The 15,866-nt window shown below is 63.0% G+C and carries 15 protein-coding genes; 9 read left to right on the forward strand and 6 right to left on the reverse strand.

Annotated elements, in window-relative coordinates:
* Positions 1 to 68 precede the first annotated feature (68 nt).
* The gene (locus ACTNAU_RS05110; protein WP_441097768.1) at positions 69 to 395 is read right to left on the reverse strand and encodes a hypothetical protein; all 327 of its coding nucleotides are present in this window, start codon (positions 393 to 395) and stop codon (positions 69 to 71) included.
* A 155-nt stretch (positions 396 to 550) separates the two neighbouring features.
* The gene (locus tag ACTNAU_RS05115; protein WP_021660967.1) at positions 551 to 940 is read right to left on the reverse strand and encodes a hypothetical protein; all 390 of its coding nucleotides are present in this window, start codon (positions 938 to 940) and stop codon (positions 551 to 553) included.
* A gap of 82 nt (positions 941 to 1,022) precedes the next feature.
* Here ACTNAU_RS05115 and ACTNAU_RS05120 point away from each other — a divergent pair, with 82 nt between their 5' ends.
* A complete protein-coding gene (locus ACTNAU_RS05120) occupies positions 1,023 to 1,193 on the forward strand; it encodes a hypothetical protein (RefSeq protein ID WP_185915530.1) in 171 nt (56 codons plus the stop codon).
* A gap of 375 nt (positions 1,194 to 1,568) precedes the next feature.
* Positions 1,569 to 2,948, forward strand: coding sequence for an alanine/glycine:cation symporter family protein (locus tag ACTNAU_RS05125; protein ID WP_441097769.1), 1,380 nt, complete (start codon positions 1,569 to 1,571; stop codon positions 2,946 to 2,948).
* A gap of 72 nt (positions 2,949 to 3,020) precedes the next feature.
* On the opposite strand, the gene ACTNAU_RS05130 is transcribed toward ACTNAU_RS05125, so the two are convergent.
* Both ACTNAU_RS05130 and ACTNAU_RS05135 read right to left on the reverse strand, forming a co-directional pair.
* Entirely contained in the window at positions 3,021 to 4,673 is a 1,653-nt protein-coding gene (locus ACTNAU_RS05130) for an AMP-binding protein (RefSeq protein ID WP_216400781.1), read from the reverse strand.
* Between the two features lie 5 nt (positions 4,674 to 4,678).
* Complete coding sequence (locus tag ACTNAU_RS05135) at positions 4,679 to 5,260, reverse strand: helix-turn-helix domain-containing protein (RefSeq protein ID WP_441097770.1); 582 nt, start codon at positions 5,258 to 5,260, stop codon at positions 4,679 to 4,681.
* Between the two features lie 1,185 nt (positions 5,261 to 6,445).
* On the opposite strand from ACTNAU_RS05135, the gene ACTNAU_RS05140 reads away from it, so the two are divergent.
* From ACTNAU_RS05140 to ACTNAU_RS05170, 7 genes are all read left to right on the forward strand, one after another.
* A complete protein-coding gene (locus ACTNAU_RS05140; RefSeq protein ID WP_185915526.1) occupies positions 6,446 to 6,694 on the forward strand; it encodes a YdbC family protein in 249 nt (82 codons plus the stop codon).
* 68 nt (positions 6,695 to 6,762) lie between these two features.
* Entirely contained in the window at positions 6,763 to 7,707 is a 945-nt protein-coding gene (locus ACTNAU_RS05145) for an AEC family transporter (RefSeq protein ID WP_216400780.1), read from the forward strand.
* A gap of 203 nt (positions 7,708 to 7,910) precedes the next feature.
* Positions 7,911 to 8,912, forward strand: coding sequence for a nucleoside hydrolase (locus ACTNAU_RS05150; protein ID WP_216400779.1), 1,002 nt, complete (start codon positions 7,911 to 7,913; stop codon positions 8,910 to 8,912).
* A 139-nt stretch (positions 8,913 to 9,051) separates the two neighbouring features.
* Entirely contained in the window at positions 9,052 to 9,579 is a 528-nt protein-coding gene (locus ACTNAU_RS05155; protein WP_441097771.1) for a DUF4358 domain-containing protein, read from the forward strand.
* A gap of 244 nt (positions 9,580 to 9,823) precedes the next feature.
* Entirely contained in the window at positions 9,824 to 10,366 is a 543-nt protein-coding gene (rbr, locus tag ACTNAU_RS05160; RefSeq protein WP_059003345.1) for a rubrerythrin, read from the forward strand.
* Positions 10,367 to 10,757: 391 nt separating this feature from the next.
* Positions 10,758 to 12,434 (forward strand): cobalamin B12-binding domain-containing protein, encoded by a 1,677-nt coding sequence (locus ACTNAU_RS05165; RefSeq protein ID WP_216400777.1) that lies wholly within the window; start codon positions 10,758 to 10,760, stop codon positions 12,432 to 12,434.
* Between the two features lie 17 nt (positions 12,435 to 12,451).
* Positions 12,452 to 13,519, forward strand: coding sequence for an NAD/NADP octopine/nopaline dehydrogenase family protein (locus ACTNAU_RS05170; RefSeq protein WP_441097772.1), 1,068 nt, complete (start codon positions 12,452 to 12,454; stop codon positions 13,517 to 13,519).
* A gap of 394 nt (positions 13,520 to 13,913) precedes the next feature.
* Here ACTNAU_RS05170 and ACTNAU_RS05175 read toward each other — a convergent pair whose 3' ends face one another.
* Entirely contained in the window at positions 13,914 to 14,069 is a 156-nt protein-coding gene (locus ACTNAU_RS05175) for a hypothetical protein (protein WP_021660986.1), read from the reverse strand.
* A 1,296-nt stretch (positions 14,070 to 15,365) separates the two neighbouring features.
* On the reverse strand, positions 15,366 to 15,842 hold the full coding sequence (locus ACTNAU_RS05180) for a hypothetical protein (protein ID WP_441097773.1): 477 nt from the start codon (positions 15,840 to 15,842) through the stop codon (positions 15,366 to 15,368).
* Between the last annotated feature and the right edge of the window lie 24 nt (positions 15,843 to 15,866).

The raw sequence follows: 15,866 nt of genomic DNA on the forward strand, positions 1-15,866 counted from the left end.
TGATCCGCTCCTTTAAAAAATTTATTTGCAAACGCCTCTCTCGGCGGTCTGCACCCTCTCAAAAGCCCTCACAGGCTGACCCAGCGCCAGCGGTGCTTGACCAGCCCCGCGTCCCGGTCGTAGCCGCTGCTCTCCCAGGAAAACGCCAGCCTCGCCCCGCGCATCGCCTCTTCCACCGCGGCGAACAGGGGGTCTTCCTCCAGGGTGGTGTAGAGTTCCACCATCCCCTTCACCCCCCGTTCCCCCGGCTGGTTGTCGGCGGCTGGACCCCCGGCCGGGCCGGTCTCCCCCCACACCAGGCAGCGCCCTGTGCCGCTGGGCGGGAACTGCCAGTACAGCGCCACCCCATCCTGCAGCGCGCCGGTCAAAACGGCCTTGATTTCCGCTTTTGTCAACGTCTGTTCCCCCTTTATCGTCTGGGCTCACCGCCCTGGTTTTCCTGCACCGCCGGCCCCTTCCCCTGCCGCTTCGCTGCGGTGTCTCTGCCACATCGGGGGAGTGTCCTCCCCTTCCACAATTTCAGTATACCGCCCTCCGGCCGTCCTTTTCGTCAAATGCGTCCCTCCTCCTTCACCCAGAACCGGCGGCACTTTTTGCGGGGGTACTGCTCGTCGTACTCGCCAATGGCAAAGGCCACCCGCTGCCAGCTCATCCCCTCGAGGTAGCGCAGGTTCAAGATCTGCCGCATCTGGCTGTCCTCCACCTCGCCCAAAAACGCATAGCCCTCTTCCACCCGCATCAGGTATTCACGAACGGTGGCCTGCAGGCGGCGCTCCAGCTCCCGCATCTCGGTGCCGATCTCCTCCTGCGCCATCTCCCCTTCACACGGCCGCCGCATCGTCCACCTCTCCTGCGCCCTGCGCAGCCGCTCCAACTGCCCCTGCAGCAGCTTGACCTCCCGCTGCAGATGGGGCAGCTCCCGCCATTCTCTCTCTGTCATTTTTTGTCCTCCCGTATTTTTTGCCCCCGCTGGGAAACAGTAAATGCAAACCTATCATCTCTTCCCAAAGGAGGTCTTTCTCATGTCCGCCAATGCCAACTTCTACCTCAACGACCCCGCCCTCTCCCCCTACTTCAACTCCCTCCCCGTCGCCGTCCGCGAGATCATCCTCGACTCCGGGGCCGAGATCACCACCCTGGGCGAGCTGCAGCAGATCGCCGAACACTACCGAGGCGACCTGACACTCGAATAATCGTTTCTTTTTAGAAACGAAAAGGGCGCACCTCTCCCCGGCGCAGCCCCCGGACAGGGGTGCCGCGCCATTTTTTATAGAATCTTCACTCATGGGGTCGCAAACTGACTGGACGGAAGTATCCCCCCTTCCAGCAGCCCATCATGCCCTCATTGCTGAATTTCTTTTTCGCAACTCTGTAAATACAGTATACCGCGTTTGTTTCTAATTTGCAACTATTTTTTACCGTTTTGTTTCTTTTTGTTCTGTCCTTCACCAGCTGACAGCCCGCCCAATTGTCTCCGTGTAGAACACATCTGCATTTTTATTGTAGACAACTGCCGATTTCTCTGGTATACTGCCAAACGTGTGACAAAAGAAAAAAGGGGCGTTATCATGTCATTTTTGGAATCTCTCGTATCGGTTGCAAACGACTATCTCTGGAACTACTTCCTCCTCTTTCTGCTCTGCGGGGCGGGCATCTATTTCACCTTCCGCCTGCGATTCGTGCAGGTGCGCCGCTTCGGTCAGAGCTGTAAAGAGGTCTTCGGCAAGATCCGCTTCAGCGGGAAAAAGGCCGGCGACGACGGCATGAGCTCGTTTCAGTCCCTGGCCACCGCCGTGGCCGCCCAGGTGGGCACCGGCAACCTGGCGGGGGCCGCCACCGCCATCGTCATGGGCGGACCCGGCGCCATCTTCTGGATGTGGCTCTCCGCCTTCTTCGGCATGGCCACCATCTTTGCCGAGGCCAGCCTGGCGCAGGCCCACCGCACCCAAAAGGACGGCGCGGTCATCGGCGGGCCGGTCTACTACATAAAATCGGCCTTTAAGGGGCGCTTCGGCAGGGTGCTGGCCGTCCTCTTCTCGGTCTTCATCATCCTCGCTCTGGGCTTTATGGGGAACATGGTCCAGGCCAACTCCATCTCCTCGGCCTTCGCCACCGCCTTTGGCGCCAACAAACTGGTTGTGGGCATCGCCATCGCCGTGCTGGCCGGCTTTGTCTTCATCGGCGGCATCCGCCGCATCGCCTCCCTCACCGAGAAGATCGTCCCCTTCATGGCCATTGTCTACATCCTGGGCTGTGCCGTCGCCCTGGCCTTTCACGCCGGCTCCATCGGCGACGCCTTTCGCCAGATCTTTGTGGGCGCCTTCTCCCCCGCCGCCGTGCTGGGGGGCGCCTGCGGCATCGGGGTGCAAAAGGCCATGCGCTACGGGGTGGCCCGCGGCCTCTTCTCCAACGAGGCCGGCATGGGCTCCACCCCCCACGCCCACGCCCTGGCCCAGGTGGAGCACCCCTGCCAGCAGGGCGTTGTCGCCATGATGGGGGTCTTCATCGACACCTTTGTGGTCCTCACCCTCACCGCCCTGGTGATCCTCACCAGCGGCCAGTACGGCTCGGGAGCAGACGGGATCGAGCTGACCCAGGCGGCCTTCACCGCCACCTTCGGCCCGTTCGGCAACAGTTTTATCGCCATCTGTCTGCTCTTCTTCGCCTTCTCCACCATCGTGGGCTGGTTTTTCTTCGGCCAGCAGAACATCGTCTACCTCTTTGGCAAAAAGGCCGTCCTCCCCTACGCCCTGCTGGTGGTGGGCTTCATCGTCCTGGGCTCCCTTCTCAAGTTGGAACTGGTCTGGTCCCTGGCCGACCTCTTCAACGGGCTGATGGTCATCCCCAACCTGCTGGGCCTACTGGCCCTCTCCGGCTCCGCCTCCCGCCTCTACCGCGACTACGCCCGCTCCCCCCTGCTCGCCAAGGCCAAAAAGGGGCGGCAGTGACCCATTTTACAACAAAAAAGGGCCCGAGACCGCGCCTTCGGTCTCGGGCCCCTTTTTGCTTTTGGCAGTCGCCTACTTCTGTGCCTCCTGCCGCAGCTCCACCCGGCGGATCTTGCCGCTGATGGTCTTGGGCAGCTCCTCCACAAACTCCACAATCCGCGGGTACTTGTAGGGGGCGGTGTTCTTTTTCACGTACTGCTGGATCTCCTTTTTCAGCTCCTCGCTGGGGGCGTAGCCCCGGGCCAGCACGATGGTGGCCTTCACCACCTGGCCCCGCACCGGGTCGGGGGCCGCCGTCACCGCGCACTCCAGCACCGAGGGGTGCTCCATGATGACGCTCTCGATCTCAAACGGCCCGATCCGGTAGCCGGAGGACTTGATCACGTCGTCGGTGCGCCCCACAAAGAAGAAGTAGCCGTCCTCGTCCCGCCAGGCGGTGTCGCCGGTGTGGTACATCCCGTCGTGCCAGGCCTCCTTTGTCAGGGCCTCGTCCAGGTAGTAGCCGATGAACATCCCGCAGGGCTTCCCCTTGTCGGTGCGGATGACGATCTCCCCCACCGCGCCGGGCACGCAGGAGCGGCCGTTTTCGTCCACAATGTCCACGTCGTACTGGGGGCTGGGCTTGCCCATGGCCCCCATCCGCGGCTCGGCCCCCAAGAGGTTGCCCACCGTCAGGGTGGTCTCGGTCTGGCCAAAGCCCTCCATCAAGGTCAGGCCGGTGGCCGCCTTCCACTGGCGAAACACCTCGGGGTTGAGGGCCTCGCCGGCGGTGTTGGAGTAGACCAGGGAGGAAAGGTCGTACCTGCTCAGGTCTTCCTTTATAAAGAAGCGGTACATGGTGGGCGGCGCGCAGAAGGTGGTGATGTGGTACTTGGCAAACAGGGGCAGGATCTTGTTGGCGTCAAAGCGGTCGAAATCGTAGGTGAAGATGCAGTCCTCACACAGCCACTGACCGTAGAGTTTCCCCCACATGGCCTTCCCCCAGCCGGTGTCGGAGATGGTGAAGTGCAGTCCCCCCGGCCGGTTGTTGTGCCACCAGCGGGCGGTCACCACATGCCCCAGCGGGTAGGTGAAGGAGTGGGCCGCGATTTTCGGGTACCCGGTGGTGCCGGAGGTGAAGAACATCAGCATCGGGTCCTCGTTGTCCGGCGCCTCCTCGGGGGCCGGGCGGGGAAACTCGCCGGGGAAGGCCCCGTACTCCGCGTCAAAGGGCCGCCAGCCCGGCCGCTCCCCGTTGACGCAGATTTTCAGCTCCACCGTGGGGCTCTCCGCCATGGCCCGGTCCACCTCGTCGGCCACCGTCCCGTCGCAGGTGCAGACGATGGCCTTCACCCGGGCGGCGTTGAAGCGGTAGACAAAATCCTTCTTCATCAGCTGGTTGGTGGCGGGGATGACGATCGCCCCCAGCTTGTGCAGCGCCAGCACCGCAAACCAGAACTGGTAGTGGCGCTTGAGCACCAGCATCACCACGTCCCCCTTGCCGATGCCCATGTTGGCAAAGTAGTGGGCCGCCCGGGAGGACTCCCGCTTGAAGTCCCCAAAGGTGAAGACCCGCTCCTCCATTGCCTCGGACAGCCAGACCATGGCCCGCTCGTCGGGTTTGGTCCGCCCCAGTTCGTCCATCACGTCAAAGGCAAAGTTAAAGTGTTCCGGCGGGTGAAAGGAGATGCCGGTCAGCCGCCCCTTTTCGTCCACCGTCTCCTCGGTAAATCTCTGGTAGATCATCTCGCTCACTTCTCGTCACACCCTTCCACAACCATTGCCAAAAATTCGCAGTCCTCGCCCTCGGCGGCGATCATCCCGTGCCCGTGGCTGGAGTCGTAGTAGATCGAATCCCCCGCGTGCAGCACCGTGTAGTGGTCCTCAATGCGCACCTTCAGGCTCCCCTTGAGGACAAAGTCGAACTCCTGCCCCTTGTGGCGGGAGAGGGCGATCTCCTGGTTTTGCTCTTCCTTCCGATAGGGAGCTTTGACCAAAAAGGGCTCGCACATCCGCCCCCGCAGCAGATAGGCCAGGTGCTGGTACTCAAACCCCGCCCGGCGGCGGATGGGCATCCCCTCGCCCCGGCGCACCACGGTGAAAAAGGACAGCTTCGGCATCTCGCCGGTGATCAGTTCGGTCAGGTCCACCCCCAGGTGTTTGGCGCAGTTGTAGAGGAAGGTGAAGGAGAAGTCCTCCTCCCCCTCCTCCAGGCGCAGGTACTCCTCCACCGCGGTGTCGGTGACCTGGGCCATCTCCTCGGGGGTGGTGTCGGTCATCTGGCGCAGGCCCCGCAGTCTCTCGGCAATTTGGCTGATTTCATTTTGCAGCATTGCAATGTCCTCCTCTGACTCTGGTTTTGTTTCCCTGTTGGACGTGGGCCCTGCCGTGAAGGCAAGAAAAAGGCCCCGCCCCCCTGACCGACCCGCCCTCTCGGGCGGATCGGTTCAGAGAGACGAAGCCGACTGTTTTTCATCGCTGCTCCGCGGTACCACTCTCAGTTGCCCCTCAAAAAGGGCCGCTCAGCCGTGTCCAACAACACGCTCCCCTCTAACGGTGGGATACCGGCGACACTTACTCCCCTTTTGGGTTTCACTGCGCAGCTCCGGGGTGATCGGCGGCGGAACGGTCCGCCGGGCCAAGGCCCTTCCACACGGTTTCCTTCGCGCCTTTCACCAACCGGCGCTTCTCTGTAAGGTCCCGTCTGGTCCGCTGTCCCCTTCTGGGCTTTTTTGCTCTTTGCTGTAGCCCCAAAATACCACAATCCACCAGGGTTGTCAACCGCCCTTTGCCAATCTTTTTCACCCCTCACCCTCCCCGTGCGCCGGCGGCAAAAAAGGGCGGATCGCCGCTGCCGCCGTCTCTCTGCCGGTTTTCTCCTCGCCAGGGGGGGCCCTTCCCCAATCCCAAAAAGCGGGGGCTGCCATCGCCGCCTCCGCTTCGCCATTTTCTCCCGCCAAATCGCCCCCCACATCTCCAGTCAAAAGGAGGGAGGGCGCCACTGCCGCTCCCCATTTGGCCGGTTTTCTCTCCTCCCTCCGACGGGGTAATCCCCCCTTCCTCTCCGGGGTGGCCCCTCTTTCCCCGCTAAAAAAGAGAGGGGGGAACCTGCCGCTCTCGCCCCCACCTTGCCGGTTTTCCCCCGCCCCTCCCTCTGCCAGGGCAGCCCCTCCCCTCTCGGTCAAAAAAGGGGGCATTCCCGCCGTTTCCCCCACTTCGCCATTTCCCCCTTATCCCCCCTCCGTAGGGGCAACCTCCTCTTCACCCGGTCATAAAAGAGGCGGCTGCCGTCGCCGCCCCCACTGTACCCACCCCTCCCCCGCCGACGCATCCCCCTTCCCCCGGTCGAAAAAGGGGCCAAAAATTGGTTTTCATGCTTTTTTTGCGGGCGGGAGTGTGCTATGATATACAAATGGATGCGCCCGGGAAGCGCGGTATCCCCCGCCCCCGGCGCAGCGCCAGCGAGAACACAGCGGCCGGGCGAAGAGCGCCCGCCGACTTTCAGGAGGTATTTCAAATTGGCAGAATTCAAATACGAAATCGTGGACATGATCGGCGTTCTCTCTGAAAACGCCAAGGGCTGGACCAAAGAGCTCAACCTCATCAGCTGGAACGAGCGGGAGCCCAAGTACGACATCCGCGAGTGGTCCCCCGACCACAGCAAAATGGGCAAGGGCGTCACCATCACCAAGGAGGAGCTCTACTCCCTCAAAGAGCTGCTGATGGAACTGGAGATCGAGGCCCCGGACGACGAGCCCGCCCTCTAAACCCCGCCCTTTTCGGCCCTGCGGCGGGCCGCCCCAAATCCCATCACAGAGAGGACAGTGCACCCCCTATGGAAATTGCCCTTGCAGTATCCGGCCAGGTCGTGGTGATGGTCATCATTGCCGTCTGCGGCATCCTGCTGAAAAAGACCGGCAAGATCAGCGACGCCCTCACCACCCCTTTGAGCAACATCCTGCTCTACCTGGTCTCCCCCATGCTGATCATCAACTCCTTCCTGCGCCCCTTTGACGCGGCCGAGTTTCGCCTCTTCCTCTACGCCTTTGCGCTGGGGGTGGTGGTGCAGGGCGTCTGCGTCCTCACCGGCACCCTGATCTTCCGCAAAAAGGGCGACCCCTTGAACGGCATCAACCGCTACGGCACCGGCTACTCCAACGCCGGGTTTATCGGCATCCCCCTGGTGCAGGCCAGCCTGGGCTCCACCGGGGTGTTCCTGCTGGTGGGCTTCCTGGCGGCCTCGGGCATCTTCATGTGGACCAACGGCGCCAAAGAGGTGTCAAATGGCCGCTATAAGATCAACCTGAAAAAGGCCCTCATCAACCCCAGCAACATCGGGGCGGCCATCGGCTTTCTGCTCTACATCTGCCGCTTCACCCCGCCCACCGTCTTCACCGGGGCCATTCAGAACATCGCCAACCTGAACACCGCCTCCTCCATGCTGATCATCGGCATCCTCATCTCCAACGTAAAGCCCAAAGAGCTGGTGAAAAACAGGGAGGTCTTTCAGGTGGCGGCGGCCCGCCTGCTGCTCTGCCCCCTGCTGATCTTGGGGCTGGGGTGGCTCCTCTGCCAGACCGGCATCGAAAACATCGAGTTCGCGGTGATGGTCAACCTGATTGCCAGTTCCACCCCCTCGGCGGTGGCCACGGCCATGTTCGCCAACATCTTCGGCGCCGACGACGTCTACGCCGGCAAGATCGTGGCGGTCACCACCATCTGCTCGGTCATCACCATCCCCGCCGTCCTCTTCCTCTCCACCTTCCTCATCCCCGTGTGAGGGCGGCCGGTTTTCCCGCGCCTGTAAGCCCCCTGCAGCACTGCGCTGCGGGGGGCTTTTTTGCGGGCAACTGTGGCCTTTTCACAAAGCCGCCCCGCCCCTTTGCAGCGTTTGGGAGAAAACCCCTCTTTTCTCTTGACCTCCCCCAAAAGCTGCCCCTATACTAAAATCCAAAGCCAAGGCAATCAAAGGAGGTTTTTCCCATGCAATCGACACCCCGCAAAGTCATCCTCGACGTGGACACCGGCTCCGACGACGCCATCGCCATCATCATGGCCGACCTCTCTCCCGACATCGACTTGTTGGGGGTCTGCGCAGTCAACGGCAACCAGCCCCTGTGCTACACCCTGGAAAATACCCTGCGCATCGTCGAGCTGCTGGGGGCGCAGGAGCGCATCCCCGTGGTCAAGGGGATGGACGTCCCCCTGGTCAAAGAGCTCAACCCCGGGCGGCTGCACCAGCCCATGACCCCCACCACCCAGTACGACGACCAGGGCCGCGAGATCTGCTACCACCCCAAGGAGTTCGACCTACCCAAGGCCACCCTCAAGCCGGTGGATGAAAACTTCATCCCCTGGTACATCCGCACCATCAAGTCCTGCCCCGAAAAGGTTACCCTCATCCCGGTGGGGCCACTGACCAACATCGCCATGGTGCTGCGGGCCGACCCCACCGTGGTGGAGAATATCGAGGAGATCGTCATCATGGGCGGCGGCCACACCGAGCGCAACTCCACCGCCGCGGCCGAGTTCAACATCTGGAAGGACCCCGAGGCCGCCGAGATCGTCCTCACCTGTGGGGCCAAGGTGGTGCTGGTGCCGCTGGACGCCACCCACAAGGCCTCCACCCGGCTGGAGGAGGCCCAGCTCTACCGCGACCTGCACACCCCCGTGGGGGAGATGGTGGCCCAGCTCATCGAGATCCGCACCCGGGCCTACAACCTCTTACAGCCCCTGCACGAGCCCGACCTCTGCCCCATTCACGACGCCCTCTGCGTGGCTTACGTCATCGACCCCAGCGTCCTCCCCGGCCTGCTGCACACCCGGGTGGACGTGGACATCTCCGGCGGCTTTGCCGACGGCCAGACCATCGTGGACACCCGCAAGCTCCACAACCTGCCGGACAACTGCTGGGTCGCCCTGGACGCTGACCGCGACAAATTCAACCAGATGCTGCTCGACATCTGCGCCCGCTTCTCCCGCTAAATTTCCGCTTTTCACAAAAAAGCCGCCCGCCTTCGCCGGCGGCTTTTTTGCGCATAACGGCGCTCGGCCGGGGAACACTCTGGAAAAAGGGCCGCCCTTTCCCGGCGGCCTTGAAATCGAGAATCGAGGTACGACCGCCATGCGCCACACCCCCATCACCCGCCTGCTCCCCCTGTTCCTGGCCGCCCTGCTGGCCTTTACCGGCTGCGGCAACGACTCCAACGGCTCCTCCAGCGACGCCGACCTCTCGGCCATCCACCGGGAGGTCAAGGCCCTCTACGGCGAGGCGTACTACCCCTCCCTGGCCATCGACAACGACACCCTGTCCCGCAAGTACGGCCTGACCCGCGAGAAGATGGACGAAGTCATCGCCGAGGAGGCCGCCCTCTCCGAACACCCCGACGCCTTCATCGCCATCAAGGCCAAGGAGGGGGAGGCCGACGCCCTGGAAGAGGAGTTGGCCGCCTACCAGGACAAGGCCGTCCGCGAGTACCCCGACAGCCCCAAGGCCCAGGCCGCCCAGGTGGTGCGGGCAGGCGACTATCTCTTCTACCTGGCCCTGGGGCCCGAGCCCGCCGAGGGGGCCTCGCCCACCGCCGCCCTGGAGAGCGCCCGCGAGGAGATCGCCAAGGGGGTGGACGCCGTCACCGCCCGGCTCAAGCGCTAGTCCGCCCCTCCCCCTTCTCCCTTTCCCTTCACGCACCCCTTCCCCGCGGCCACCCGCCGCGGGATTTTTTTGCCCCTTCCTCTCTCCCCCAAACGCCCGGTCAAAGAGGCCCTTTTCTCTCCTTTCTGTTCCATTTTTGCGCCAAATCGGTTCAAAAATGGCCCGCAGTGCATACAAATGGCTTGAAGGGCTTTCGCGCTCCCTCGCAAAAGCGCCCACAAACCATTTCGAGGAGGAACATCTCATGAAATCACTCAAAGGCACCGCCACCGAACGAAATCTCCGGGCCGCCTTTTCCGGGGAGACACAGGCCTGCGCCAAGTACCAATTCTACGCCACCCAGGCGGGGGTGGACGGGCTGCACGCCTACGGCAAACTCTTTTCCGAGACCGCCGCCAACGAGTTGGAACACGCCAAAGTCTGGTTCAAGCTGCTGCACGCGGGCATCCCCTCCACCATGGAGAACCTGTTGGACGCCGCCGGCGGCGAACACGCCGAGTGGACCGACCTCTACGAGCGCTTCGAGAAGGAGGCCCGGGAGGAGGGCTTCACCGAGATCGCCGACCTCTTTGCCAAGGTCGGCTCGGTGGAGAAGGCCCACGAGGAGCGCTACCGCGCCCTAATTGAAAACCTCTCCCAGGGGGCAGTTTTCAAAAAGGGGGAAAAGGTGCTGTGGCAGTGCGGCTCCTGCGGCTACCAGTTCGAGGGAAAAGAGGCCCCGGCCATCTGCCCGGCCTGCCACCACCCCCAGAGCTTTTTCGCCGTCAAGTGCGAGTCCTACAAGTAATCGCCGTCCCGCCCGCAGCGGTCGATCCACCAGTCTTTTCCAGCCCAAACCATTGAAACGCGACAATGATTTTTCATAATTTTCGTCAAATTCCCCAATATTTCTCCTCCGCCTTTTCTGTGTGGGCCCTTTTGTTCACAAAATGTTGATTGTTAAGGGCCGGCAATTCTGCTATAATAATTGCGATACAAACAACAGTTAACAGAGGTGAACACACACCTGGAGGCGTTTTGAAGCAGATAGCGGAACAAGCGAATGACCCGGCACCAAAAATCCATTGATTGCGCTATACCTGAAGCGGGTTTGCCCCGCAAAACGCCCCGCCCGGGTGTTTTGCGGGGCTTTTTTGTCGAAAGACCGCCCTGTCTCTTCTCGGAGGGAGGAAATGACTATGGAAAAAATCATTCTCGGCGCATCCCTTGGCAACTGCGTGCACGTGGGCGGCGTGGCCCACTTTTTGCAGCTGGCCGAGCGGGAGGGCTACACCCCCATCTACCTGGGGCCCGCCATCCCCGTGGACGACCTGTTGCGGGAAATCGAGCTGCACCACCCCGCCATGGTGGCTGTCGGCTACCGGCTCACCCCCGACAATGCCCGCCCCCTGATCGCCGAATTGGTGCAAAAGGTGAGAGAGCGGGGGATCGAGACCGTCTGGTCCTTTGGCGGCACCGGCCCGGTGGCCCGGGTGGCGGAGGAATTTGACTTCTTCGACTACATCTCCGACGGGAGCGACGACATCGACGACTCCCTCTACTTTCTGCGCAACGGCAAAAAGGCCACCAAAGATGAGGTCCTCCCCGACGACCTGGTGGCCCGTATCGGCGCCAAGTACCCCTACCCCCTGCTGCGCCACCACTACGGCGAGCCCTCGGTGGAAAAGACGGTCGCCGGCATCCGCGAGATCGCCGAGAGCCGGGTGCTGGACGTCATCTCCGTCGGCCCCGACCAGAACACCCAGCAGTTTTACTTCCACCCCGAAAAGCGCAAACCCGAGTACGAGGGCGCCGGCGGCGTCCCCCTGCGCACAAGGGAGGAATTCGAGGCCCTGAAGGCCGCCACCAAGTTTGGCAACCAGCCCCTCATCCGCTGTTACAGCGGCACTGCCGACGTCTTCGACATGGCGCAGCTGCTCAAAGACACCCTCAACAACGCCTGGTGCGCCGTCCCCCTGTGCTGGTACAACAAGCTCGACGGCCGGGGCGACCGGGACATCGACACCTCGGTCAAAGAGGCGGTGGAGCTGATGCGCTGGCACGCCGAGCGGGGCATCCCCGTCGAGGCGAACGAACCCCACCACTGGGGCCTGCGCGACGCCCACGACGTCATTCCGGTGGTCATGGCCTACCTGAGCGCCCGCAACGCCAAAAAGGCGGGGGTCCGCCACTACGTCAGCCAGTACATGTTCAACGTCCCCAACTCCCTCTCCTTCCCCATGGACTTGGCGCGGGTGCTGGCCATGATCGAGCTGACCGAAAGCCTGCAGGACGACACCTTCACCCTCTACCGGGAGACCCGGGCCGGCCTGCCCTTCCTCAGCGCCGATCTCGACGTGGCCAAGGGCCAGCTGGCGGCCACCACCTATATGCAGATGGCGGTGCACCCCCACATCATCCACGTGGTGGGCTTCTGCGAGGCGGAGCACATCGCCTCCCCCAAAGACGTCATCGAGAGCTGCAAGATCGTGCGCGGGGTCATCAAGACCTGCCTGGAAGACCAGATCGACCTGGTGCACGACCCCCGGGTGCAGACCCGCAAAGAGCACCTTCTCAAGGAGGCCCGCTTCCTCCTCTCCTTTATTGAGCGATTTTACAGCAATTACCAAGACCCCCTCTGCGAGCCGGCCGTCATCGCCGACTGCATCAAGCGGGGCTTTATCGACGCCCCGCACATCGTCAAGGGCGGCGAATTCACCGGCGACCTGTTCACCACCATCATTGGCGGCCGCTGCGTGGCGTACGACCGGAAGGCCGGTCGGGAATTGACCGAGCGGGAACGGCTGGCCCACCTCTGCGAAAAAGAGGGGATCCCGATTGAGGGACACTTGGACCCCGCTCCCCTTCACGCATAAGCAGAGGGGGATTCAGGATGAAAATTACTGTCATCGGCAGCGGCAACGGCGGCACCGCCTTTACCGGCTACCTGACCTACCTGGGCCACCAGGTCAAGCTGTTCACCCGCACCCCCCAGAAGGTGGAACTCTACCGTGCCCAGCCGGAAATCAACCTGGCCGGCGTGGTGAATGCCACCGTGCCGGTGGGCCTGGTGACCCTGGACATGGAGGAGGCCATTCGCGGCAGCGAACTGATCATGGTGGCCACCCCTGCCAACACCCACAAGGAGATCGCCACCAAAATGGCCCCCTATTTGAAGAGCGGGCAGACAGTGGTCCTCAATCCCGGCCGCACCTTTGGCGCCTACGAGTTTGCCCACACCCTGGAGAGCTGCAGCTGCACCGCCGACGTCACCGTGGCCGAGACCGACACCCTGGTGTTCACCTGCCGCAACCAGGAGTTCAACCACCCCATCATCTACTCCATCAAAGAGGACATCCGCCTTGCCTGCCTGGAGCCGGAGCGGACCCCGGCGGCGGTGGAGCTGATGCAGGAGCTCTTCTCCGGGATCCACGGGGTGCCCTCCATCCTCTACACCGGGCTGACCAACATCGGCATGATCTTCCACCCCACCCCCATCCTCCTCAACTACACCCGCATCGAGTCGGGGCAGACCTTCCTCTACTACAAAGAGGCCATCACCCCCATGGTCGCCCAGTACATCAGCCAGGTGGACGCCGAGCGGGTGGCCGTGGCCGCCGGCCTCGGGCTGGAGGTGGAGACCGCCCTGGAGTGGCTGGTGCGCTCCTACGGCATCGAGCCGGGGGCAGACCTCTACGAGACCATTCAGAAAAACCCCGCCTACGCCGACGTCTACGCCCCCCAGTCCACCGACTGCCGCTATGTCTGGGAGGATGTGCCCACCGGCCTGGTCCCCATCTCCAGTGTGGGGCGGCTGCTGGGGATCCCCACCCCCTTTATCGACACGGTGATCCAGCTGGCCTGCACCATCTACCGGGTGGATTTCCGCCAGACCGGGCGGATGATTGCCGACCAGGCGGCCCTCGATCGCATCCGCCTGCCGGAGACAGCGCAGGTCTGACGCGCATAAAGAAGCGCCCGCGAACGGGGTTCGCGGGCGCCCTTTTTGTCGTCTGCCGCCTCTTCTCGCCATTCAACCCCATGGCGGGCCCTTCCGCAGGCCCCGTGCCCCCGCTCCCGTAAGCACAAAAAAGGACCCGCTTCCGGCGGGCCCTTTTTATGCGTTTTGCAGGACGGTGACGGTCACCAAAAGAATGGCCAGCAGGGCCACCACGCCCGACATCATCAGCATTTTGGTGGTGTTGGGCAGCTTTTTAAACCACTTGATCACAGTCGGCTCCTCCCCGCCCCCAGGGGGCGATCTGTCGTTTCGTTCAGTATAGCACAGTTTGGCCGACGGCGCAAAAAAAAGGCGGCCCAGCGCCTGCCGGGCCGCCCCCTCCTGCCGGGAAATCCTACTTTTTCTCGGCGAACTTGCACTGCATGCAAGCCACCGCCTCGTGGATGTTCTCCTGCCGGTGCAGCTTGATGCACTCACAGCAGTGGCCGTGATTTTTGCAGTCGGCGGTGCAGGGGCAGGTGTCCTTGTTGGCACTGGTGGAACAAGACATGGGCCATACTCCCTTTCTGAAAAGATACTCCAAGTCTAACAAATTTCGACGCCCTTTGCAACCGGCCCGCAAAAAAAGAGAAGGTGCGCTCCCCTTCTCCTCGCCCTCCGGTCGCGGCGGGCCGCCTGCCCCTCTCAAAGAGTCTCGGCGGTCTTTCGGAAACCGCCCAGTCCTCCTCACTCAATTGGCGATACCGCTCCGCCAAATCGCCGATCTCGTCATTTCCCCATCCAAAGTTCCCTGGCTGGGAAAATGAACGAGAGCGGGGAGCAGGGAAATTTTTTCGCCATCCAAACAGCTCACATTTCCCACATCGTCAAACCGAGGACGTCTTTTCCCCCTTATAAACGAGAGCTACAAAAGGGTGTGCAAGTCAAGTAGTTCTCTTCCCCATCGACCCCATCCGCCAGGTAGAGAAGGGCTTTCTCTTTTATAAAAGAGGGGGACCGCATCCCCCTCTAGCGGCAGGGGACAAGGCGCGCAGAGGGAGGGCCGCCAGCCCCTGTCACTCTCCAGAGACCACCCCCTCTCCCGCCCCGATAGCAGCGGGGAAGGCATCCGCCACACGGCGGTCCCTCCCTGCATCCCGCCCCGACGCTGCCCGCTGGCAGAGGGCAGAGGAGCACGGCCGCCCAGCTGTTGGTTTCTCCCCATCCAGCAGGGCATAAAAAAGGTGCGCAGAGGGAAGGACAGGCTTTACCGCTCCCCATCTTCCGCCGCCCTCTCCCTCCCGACAGCGGCGTGAGAGGGCGGACACCCCACGGCGGCCTCTCCCCCCACATCCCTTTCTGACGCCGTCCGCCAGAAAGGGCAAAAGGGGAGAGGGGAACACCGCCCGGCAGTCCTCCCCTCCCACCCGCAGGGCAGCAAGAGGGGAAGGCGGAAAAAGCAGCCCGGCCCCTGCCAACTCCCCAAGCGACCCTCTCTGCACGACCCGCCAGCGGCAGGAGAGGGGACACGATCCGCAACAGTCTCGCCCCCTCCTTCTCTGGCACCGTTCACCGGCAGGGGGAAAAGGGGAAAAACACCGCTCAGCGGTCGGTTCCTACTCGTCCAGTGGGGGGAAAAGGCATGGGGGGAGCTGGACCCCGTCGCTTCTGTCGGTCGCCCCCCTCCGCTCCAGCAGCAGGGAAGGGCATCCACTACGCGGCGGCCTCCCGTCCCGCATCCCACCCTGACGCCGTCCACCGGGAAAGGGTAGGGGGTACCGCCGCCCGACAGTCAGTCTCCCCACCCAGCAGGGCGGTAAAAAGAGGGCCGCCCCCCTCACACAAGGGGAGCGGCGAAACTTTGCGGCTACCGTCGGTAGGCAAAGGCGTACTCGCAGCGGGTGTTTTCGCCCCAGCTGCACGCCAGCAACACGCCGCAAACCGCCTCGCCTTCCGGCAGGGCGGGCACCGTCCAGCTGCCGTCCTTCCCGTCCCAGACAGGGGCGGCCGCGGAAAAGGGTTCCAGCCGGCGGCCCTGCTCGTCCAGCGTCCAGCCCCCCACCGCCATTTCACCGGGGGAACGGCCGTCCAGCCGCAGGACGATTTCCTCCCCCTCCGCCAGTTCGGGCAGGTTCTCCCACCCCTCCTGCTGGGCGAGGGCGGCAAAAACGTCCTCCCGGTCGTACACCGCACCGCCCCACCTGCTCTTGGCACAGACGGTGGGGAGGGCGGTCTCTCCCGCCCGGGCGGTGAGGGGCGGGGGCTCTTTGGGCGCGCAGCCGGCCAGCAGGGCCGCCAGGGCGCAGAGGGAAAGCAGTTGGAAAAAGCGGGTCGTTGTCTTCACAGGCGCTCGCCTCCTTCTACCGCC

The sequence above is a fragment of the Bittarella sp. HCP28S3_D9 genome, from assembly GCF_052065655.1.
Taxonomy (GTDB): domain Bacteria; phylum Bacillota; class Clostridia; order Oscillospirales; family Ruminococcaceae; genus Bittarella; species Bittarella massiliensis.